This is a genomic window from Phenylobacterium sp. (genome assembly GCF_044236515.1).
Lineage (GTDB): Bacteria > Pseudomonadota > Alphaproteobacteria > Caulobacterales > Caulobacteraceae > Phenylobacterium.
In genome coordinates, this window is the sequence record NZ_JBIIGK010000185.1 from 1 (window position 1) to 5,139 (window position 5,139).

Here is a 5,139-nt window from a genome sequence, read left to right on the forward strand (position 1 = left end):
CTTGAACAGCTCGAGGAACCAGGCCTGCTGCTGGCCATAGTAGGCGACGTCACAGGTCGCGAATTCACGGCTCCAGTCGATCGACAGGCCGAGCTCCTTCAGCTCGTCCCGCATCCGGGCGATGTTGCCGTAGGTCCAGCCCTTCGGGTCGACGCCGCGCTCCATGGCCGCGTTCTCGGCCGGCAGGCCGAAGGCGTCCCAACCCATCGGGTGCAGCACCGAAAAGCCGCGCGCCCGTTTGAAGCGGGCGATGACGTCGCCGAGGCTGTAGTTGCGCACATGGCCCATGTGCAGACGCCCCGACGGATAGGGGAACATCTCCAGCACATAGTACTTGGGCTTGGTGCGATCGACGACGGCGCGGAAGGAGTCCGCGTCGGCCCAGGCCTTACGCCATCTGGGCTCGACGTCCTTGGGATTGTAACGGGCCATGGGTCGGGCTTTGGACCGGACTTGGCCGTCCGGTCAACGCCCTAGACGGCTCTAGCCGCGGATGTTCGACAGACGCAGCTGCCGGGCGCGGGTCAGGATCGCGTTTTCGATGTCGGTCTCAGTCTGGCTGGCCGGGGGCGCATCGACCCAATTGCCGGCCGCATCGCGGTTCTGCTTGAAGACCGCGACGTTCAGGCCGTCGGCGCGCAGGCGGGAGTCCAGGATGTAGACGGTGGTTTTGAACCGCTCGTCGGGCTTTTCCGGGTTGGTGTACCAGTCGGTGATCACCACGCCGCCGTAAGGGTCGGCAGAGGCCAGCGGCATGAACGACAGGGTGTCGAGCGTGGCGCGCCACAGGTAGCTGTTGACGCCGATGCCGGTCTGGGAGCTGGCGGCGGCCTTCTCCTGGCCGCGGCCGAAGATCCGCGGCGCGCAGGCCGCCATGCCGACGAGGCTCAGCGCCAGCACGCCGGTCGCAACGCTACGCACCAAAGATCCGCGCACAAACGGCATATGCATCCGCTCCAAAAGAACCCGTCGCGCCGAACGAGCGTCGACGGCGCCGCCCCGCGCCGGGCCCTCTATAACAACGGCTTTGCCGGCGCCAAACAGGAATCGCGTGGCCCCGCCGCCACAGCCCCGCGATGGAATCCGACTCCGTGGAGCCTGCGGCCCCGGAGTCCATTGACCTGTCACAATGTGTCTCTTTAATCGACCTCGACCGTATTGCTGTCCTGAAACGCCATCTTGGCGCCCAGGGGTGCGATACTGGGGCGTAGGGGCTATATGTTGCGTATGACGTGCCGTCGGATCCTCATGGTGACCGCCGCGGCCGCGCTGATCGGCGCGGGCGCCGGGACGGCCCATGCCGCCGAGCCGCGGGTGGACTTCACCGTCCGCCAGGAAGCCGCCTCGCCGATCCAGCCGAACGCCGGCAAGACCATGAAGTGGGACGCCCGCCGTGGTCGCTGGGGCCTGACGCTGAACCTCGAGCAGCCGACCGTGCGTCCCTCGACGCTGAACGACGTCCAAGCCGGCGCCTACTACCGCATCAGCCCGTCCCTCCGGGTCGGCGGCGCGGTCTCTCTGGGCGACCAGCAGATCCAGCCGGGCGTCAAGAAGCCCGATCCGGCCGAGGGCCAGCCGCGCGTGCGGCTCGAGACCAACTTCCGCTTCTAGGGCGCGAGCCCGTCCACTGCTGCAAACCCGACCAGGCCGAGCCCGCGCAGGCGCGCGGCCGTACGGTCGTTGACGCCGCCCAGCGCATAGACCGGCCCGCCCGCGACCCGGGCAAGCCCGGCCAGCCGGTGCGGACCGAGCGGCGCGCCGGCCGACGGGCTGTTGCTGGCGAAGGCCGGCGAGACCAACACCGCATCGGCCCCTTTCAGGCCGCGCCGCGCCGCCGCCGCGGAATGGGCGGCCGCCGTGACGATCCAGCCCGGCCGCGCCGCCTTCAGCGCTCCGGCCTTCGCCGCCAGCCGCTCCGGCAGGTGGACGCCGTCGGCCGCCACCTGCGCGGCCAGAGCCCAATCGGCGCCGATCAGCAGCTTCACCCCGCGCTTCTGGCAGATCGCCCGCAGGCGTCGCGCTGTGGTTTCCGCATCCGGCGCCCCGAACGACCGATAGACCAGCGCTGCGCCGCGCGGCAGGCTGGCGGCCAGGGCCTCGGGGTCGCGGGTGCGTACGGGGTCGGTCAGGGCCAGGAGCGACGGCAGGGCCTTCCGCCCGCCGGCCGGGGGCTTTAAGAGCGCCGCAGTCCGCCGCAAGGTCCAGAACCCGCCCGAAATGACCGCCGCTCCCTGCAATTCCGCTGACGCCTATGGCGACGTCGTGGCCCGGATCGCCCGGGCGGCGCAAGCCTGCGGCCGCGATCCGGCCGGCGTCGCCCTCGTCGCGGTGTCCAAACAACAGCCGTGGGAGGCGATCGCCCCCGTCGTGGCCGCCGGCCAGCGGGTGTTCGGCGAAAACCGCGTGCAGGAGGCGATGGCCCGCTGGGAGGGCCGCGCCGGCGGCCTGGAACTGCGCCTGATCGGGCCCTTGCAGTCCAACAAGGCCAGGGAGGCGGTGGCCTTCTTCGACGTCGTCGAGAGCCTGGATCGCGAGAAACTGGCGCGCGTCCTCGCCGACGAGGTGCAGAAACAGGGCCGCACGCCGCGCCTTTACGTCCAGGTCAACACCGGCCAGGAGCCGCAGAAGGCCGGGGTGCTTCCCGCCGAGGCCGACGCCTTCATCGCCGCCTGTCGGCAAGTCTACGGCCTTAGCCCCGAGGGTCTGATGTGCATCCCGCCGGCAGAGGGCCCGCCCGGCCCGCATTTCGCGCTGCTGGCCAAGATCGCGGCCCGCAACGGCCTGCCCAGGCTCTCGATGGGCATGAGCGGCGACTTCGAGACCGCGATCCGCTTCGGCGCCACCAGCGTCCGCGTCGGCTCGGCGGTGTTCGGCGCGCGGGACGTCTAGGCCCGGATCTCCACCGCATCGCCGGGCGTCGCCGCTGCCAGGAACGCCGCCATGTCGGCAGGAGCCAGCGCGACGCAGCCTTCGGTCGGCAGGTAGCCCGGCCGGATCAGGTGCATGAAGATGCACGAGCCAGCCCCATCGACGACCGGATCGTCGTTGTGGCCCAGCACCACCACCACGTCATAGACGTCGTCGTCGCGCCACATGCGCTCGGCGCTGGCCGGGTAGGGCAGGGTCACCGGCCGGTTGTAGGCCGGATCGCCGGGCGCGTCGCACCAGCCGTCTGCCGCGCCGATCGCGGCTGTCGGCAAGGCCGTCCGCGGGGCCGGGACCTTGTCCGGGCGATAGAGCACCCTGCGGATCGGCCAGACGCCGGCTGGCGAGGCCCCGTCGCCTTCCCGTTTGTCGGCGGCCGGCCGCACGCCGCCCTTGCCCAGGGCGCAGCGCAGGCGCGCCGCCCCGATGTCCAGGAACCCGTCGGCGGTGGCGGTGAAGATCACGGTCGCGTCCGAAATGTTTTGCCCCGGATTTGCCCCGCGGGCGTTTTGCGGTGATGTTCTCCCTCATGGCTCAACGCAAGACCCTCCTCATCGTCGACGATGACGCGGACCTGCGCGGCGCGGTCGCCGAACAGCTCCAGGCCGAAGACTTCACCACCATCGAGGCCCCCTCCGCCGGCGACGGCGTGCGGCTGGCGGTCGACCGCCGGCCCGACCTGGTGCTGCTCGACGTCGACCTGCCGGACATGGACGGCCGCGAGGCCTGCCGGCAGATGCGCCAGCAGGGCATGGCCGCGCCGGTGATCATGCTGACGGCGGCGGCGACCGACGACGACACCGTTCAGGGGCTTGACGCCGGGGCCAACGACTATGTGACCAAGCCTTATAAGTTCGCCGTCCTGCTGGCCCGCATCCGCGCCCAGCTGCGCAGCGCCGAGCACTCCGAGGGCGCGGTGTTCCGCCTCGGGGCCTATGAGTTCCGCCCCGCCGCCAAGATGCTGGTCGACGAGCAGCAGAAGAAGATCCGGCTGACGGAGAAGGAAACCAACATCCTGAAGTACCTCTACCGGGCCGGCGACAAGCCGGTCTCGCGCGAGGAGCTGCTGGCCGAGGTCTGGGGCTACAACGCCGGCGTCACCACCCACACGCTGGAAACCCACGTCTACCGTCTGCGCCAGAAGATCGAGCCCGATCCGGCCAACGCCCGGCTGCTGCTAACGGAAGCGGGCGGCTACCGGCTCGCGCCCTAAAGCACGAGGTCGGCGGTCACCGGCGCGTGGTCGCTGGGGCGTTCCCATTCGCGGACGTCGTCGTGGACGCGGCTGCCCGGTGCGCCAAGCCGCCATGCCGCCTCGCGCAGGCCCGGCGTCAGCAGGATGTGATCGAGGCGCAGGCCGCGGTTCGAGGCGCGGAAGTCGGCCGCGCGATAGCTCCACCAGGAAGCGAGCTTCTGCGGCTCCGGCGTCGCCGCGCGCAGGACGTCGATAAAGCCGAGCGAGGCCTCCAGGGCGCGGAACGCCTCGATCTCGACCGGCGTGTGGCTGACGATCTTCGACATGTAGCGGTGGTTCCAGACGTCGAACTCGCCCGGCGCGACGTTGAGGTCGCCGACCAGGGCCAGCGGCGCCTTAGGGTCGCGGCGCGAAAGCTCGGCCGTGAGCTTTTCATAGAAGTCGAGCTTGTGATCGAACTTCGGGTTTAGCGCCCGGTCGGGGACGTCGCCGCCGGCCGGGATGTAGAAGTTGTGGATCTCGACGCCGGCCACCGTGCCGCCGACGCAGCGGGCGTGTCCCTCGCGACAGACGTCCAGCGGCTGGGCGTCCTCGATCGGCAGGCGCGAGGCGATGGCCACCCCGTGCCAGCCCTTCTGGCCGGCGATCTTCAGGTGCGGCAGGCCCATCTCGACGAAGGCCTCGCGCGGGAACTCGCCCTCACGGCACTTGATCTCCTGCAGGCACAGGACGTCCGGGGCCTGCTCGCGCACGAAGCGGGCGGCCTGCTCGTGACGCAGGCGGACGGAGTTGACGTTCCAGGTGCAGATCCGAAGGCGCATGGGGCGTGTTTAGGCGGATGGCGCGGGCCGCGTCCATGATGCAAAAAGAAGCGCCCGGGACGCTGGCGCGGCCCGGGCGTTGAAGTGGTATCTCATGCCGTCGCCGGGAGGGGATTAGGTCCGGCAGGACCGCGCGAGCGCCGCGCGGACGACACAGTGGCAATATGGCCACCACTGAGAAGAAAAGTCAAAAGAACA

Annotated in this window: 8 protein-coding genes; 3 read left to right on the forward strand and 5 right to left on the reverse strand. The window is 70.2% G+C overall.

Annotated elements, in window-relative coordinates; all coding sequences use genetic code 11:
• Window positions 1-432: class I tRNA ligase family protein (locus ACILRF_RS14350; protein WP_395674056.1), on the reverse strand; the 432-nt coding region annotated here is incomplete at its 3' end.
• 51 nt (window positions 433-483) lie between these two features.
• Window positions 484-945, reverse strand: a complete 462-nt coding sequence (locus tag ACILRF_RS14355; protein WP_395674058.1) for a DUF3576 domain-containing protein — start codon at window positions 943-945, stop codon at window positions 484-486.
• A gap of 303 nt (window positions 946-1,248) precedes the next feature.
• Between ACILRF_RS14355 and ACILRF_RS14360 the strand changes: the two genes are divergently transcribed.
• Entirely contained in the window at window positions 1,249-1,611 is a 363-nt protein-coding gene (locus ACILRF_RS14360; protein ID WP_395674070.1) for an NtrZ family periplasmic regulatory protein, read from the forward strand.
• Here the strand turns inward: ACILRF_RS14360 and ACILRF_RS14365 are convergent.
• Window positions 1,608-2,198, reverse strand: a complete 591-nt coding sequence (locus ACILRF_RS14365; RefSeq protein ID WP_395674060.1) for a thiamine phosphate synthase — start codon at window positions 2,196-2,198, stop codon at window positions 1,608-1,610. The genes ACILRF_RS14360 and ACILRF_RS14365 overlap by 4 nt on opposite strands.
• A 19-nt stretch (window positions 2,199-2,217) precedes the next feature.
• On the opposite strand from ACILRF_RS14365, the gene ACILRF_RS14370 reads away from it, so the two are divergent.
• Entirely contained in the window at window positions 2,218-2,889 is a 672-nt protein-coding gene (locus tag ACILRF_RS14370) for a YggS family pyridoxal phosphate-dependent enzyme (RefSeq protein ID WP_395674062.1), read from the forward strand.
• Here ACILRF_RS14370 and ACILRF_RS14375 read toward each other — a convergent pair.
• Window positions 2,886-3,389 carry a L,D-transpeptidase gene (locus ACILRF_RS14375; protein WP_395674064.1) on the reverse strand — a complete coding sequence of 168 codons (504 nt, stop codon included), beginning with the start codon at window positions 3,387-3,389 and terminating at the stop codon, window positions 2,886-2,888. The genes ACILRF_RS14370 and ACILRF_RS14375 overlap by 4 nt on opposite strands.
• A gap of 65 nt (window positions 3,390-3,454) precedes the next feature.
• Between ACILRF_RS14375 and ACILRF_RS14380 the strand changes: the two genes are divergently transcribed.
• The gene (locus ACILRF_RS14380; RefSeq protein WP_395674066.1) at window positions 3,455-4,138 is read left to right on the forward strand and encodes a response regulator transcription factor; all 684 of its coding nucleotides are present in this window, start codon (window positions 3,455-3,457) and stop codon (window positions 4,136-4,138) included.
• On the opposite strand, the gene ACILRF_RS14385 is transcribed toward ACILRF_RS14380, so the two are convergent.
• Window positions 4,135-4,941 carry an exodeoxyribonuclease III gene (locus ACILRF_RS14385; RefSeq protein ID WP_395674068.1) on the reverse strand — a complete coding sequence of 269 codons (807 nt, stop codon included), beginning with the start codon at window positions 4,939-4,941 and terminating at the stop codon, window positions 4,135-4,137. The two genes, ACILRF_RS14380 and ACILRF_RS14385, sit on opposite strands and share 4 nt — an antisense overlap.
• Between the last annotated feature and the right edge of the window lie 198 nt (window positions 4,942-5,139).